The following is a 2,145-nucleotide window of genomic DNA, read 5'->3' as shown; positions in this document are numbered from 1 at the left end:
CTACATTTTCGGCAGCAAAAGTTCCTGTGTTTTCAAAACGGATGATATAATGTACGTATTCACCAACCATTTCTGGTGAAATTGTATTTCCTTCTAAACAGGTTTTGTCGTTTGGATCGTAGGAGTTGACTACGGTAACTTTTATTTGAGAATGATTATCCATTGGTAATTCGTCATTTTCAATAGGTAAAATTATTGCAGCAAATCCTAATTCATCACCTCCATTTACAGGTGGCGTTTCCATTGGAGAGTTGATATTGAAAAGTAAATCAATTTCTCTCGTTTCAAAGGGATTAAAATCCGTAAAATTCCAATTTAAACTATTTGTTCCTGAACCATCTACAATTGGAAATGACGAAACTAAATCCATAACCGTATCATCAAAACTAAAACTTATAGCTCCATTTGCTATCTGATTTCCTTTGTTTTTGTAAATTATTTTATAATGAGCATCAAATCCCGGACGAGTTACTTCAATTGGAATGATTGTTATTTCTAAATCATTTTTTATGCCATTGGGAGTTAGGCAAAAATCTTGATTATAAGGACTTGTTTCTGATGGAAAGCTTATGGTTGCAGAAGCTGGTGAAACTGAAAAAAAATTTGAATTTTCTAATTGAGTTTCAATGTAATAAGTTCCAGGATTGACAGGTATTGTATAATTGCCAAAAGTATTACAAATATAGCTTAGTGTTTCTGTACCGTTGGAAATATTAAATTTCATATTTGGAAAATATAAATCAGTGTCATCACAACCATTGTTGTCAACATCAAAAATATTACTACCTTGTATGTTGTAGATAATACCACCCGGTGTAAAGTCACAATAGCTATTAGCTTGGCAAACAAGTGTATAGCCATAAGTATTTATTCGACTCTGCACTAATACCAAATCTTCTTCATCAGCACAAATGTATCGTAGTAATTGACAACCAGAAAATGTTAAATCGATCTCATTACTACCATTTTTAATATTAATACTTGAAATTGGATTGTTATTACAATATAACTTTTGTAAATTATGAAGATTACTTACATCTAAAGTTTGACTTATTGAATTTTGAATACAATTTAAATATGTGAGATTATTCAAATTAGTTACATCCAAATTAGATATATTATTGAAAGAACAAGTTAAATATCTTAAGTTAGTTAAATTTGCTATGGGAGTAAAATTCCAAAAATCATAACTTTGAATGAATAGACTTTCTAAATTTGTAAAACTTTCTAATCCAGTTATAGTGTAGACAGGCTGTAATCCATAAGACGTATCATAAAGTCTCAAATATTTTATAGCCAAAGCTTCACTTACTTGAATTTGACCATCATTATTTACATCAATTTTATTGTAAGTTGACACACTACCGCTTGCATCAGGTGTTTGTGTTGACGCATTCTGATTACTCGGACTTGCACTCAACAACTTTGCCTTAAAATTCGTATCCGGAATATTAACAATATCATCAGGATTTTGTGCATGAACATTCAATCCAAAAATAAAAACGAACAACAAGTAAATTTTTCTCATAAAAAAAGTATTTGAAAATCAAATATATAAAAAAAGTCTTTCCAAAAACGGAAAGACTTTACTATTTTATAAAAAGATAACTTTGGAAATTATCCTAAAACTTCTTTTACTTTTTTACCAATCTCAGCCAATAAATCAACTTGATGAATGTCCCTAGATTATTCTACAATTATATTAATGTTCAATATTTAGAGTTTTTTTAAAATATGAAAATAAAAAAGCCCTACCGAAGTAGAGCTTACACTTTGATAAAAAACACTTTTATTTTTTAATAAATTTTGCCGTTGAGCTACCTTTATCTGTAAACACTTTTATAAAATAACTTCCCGATTGTAAGTTTGAAACGTTTATCTCACCATTTTCAGCATGAATGGTTGTCATTACTATTTGTCCGAGTGTGTTGTAAATGGAAACAGATTTTACATCTATTTCGGTTTTTGTTTTAATGTTTAAAACGTCTTTTGCCGGATTTGGATAAAGTGAAAAATTGGTTTCAAAATCAAAATCTTGATTGCTTAAAGGTTCTTCCACCGTTGTGGAAGTGGTGTTGGTAATGATTGGAAAGTTATAATCAAAATAAATACTGGCTGTGTTTGTAAACTCATCACCTAAAACCA

The 2,145-nt window shown here is 29.6% G+C and carries 2 protein-coding genes; both read right to left on the bottom strand.

What is annotated here, in order from left to right; genetic code table 11:
* Positions 1–1,528: DUF7619 domain-containing protein (locus tag EQG68_RS14830; protein WP_164975475.1), on the bottom strand; the 1,528-nt coding region annotated here is incomplete at its 3' end.
* 261 nt (positions 1,529–1,789) lie between these two features.
* On the bottom strand, positions 1,790–2,145 hold a 356-nt coding region (locus EQG68_RS14825; protein ID WP_164975474.1), incomplete at its 5' end, for a T9SS type A sorting domain-containing protein.

Source organism: Flavobacterium piscinae, assembly GCF_004122145.1.
GTDB lineage: Bacteria > Bacteroidota > Bacteroidia > Flavobacteriales > Flavobacteriaceae > Flavobacterium > Flavobacterium piscinae.
This window is presented reverse-complemented; position numbering and strand designations above follow the sequence as displayed.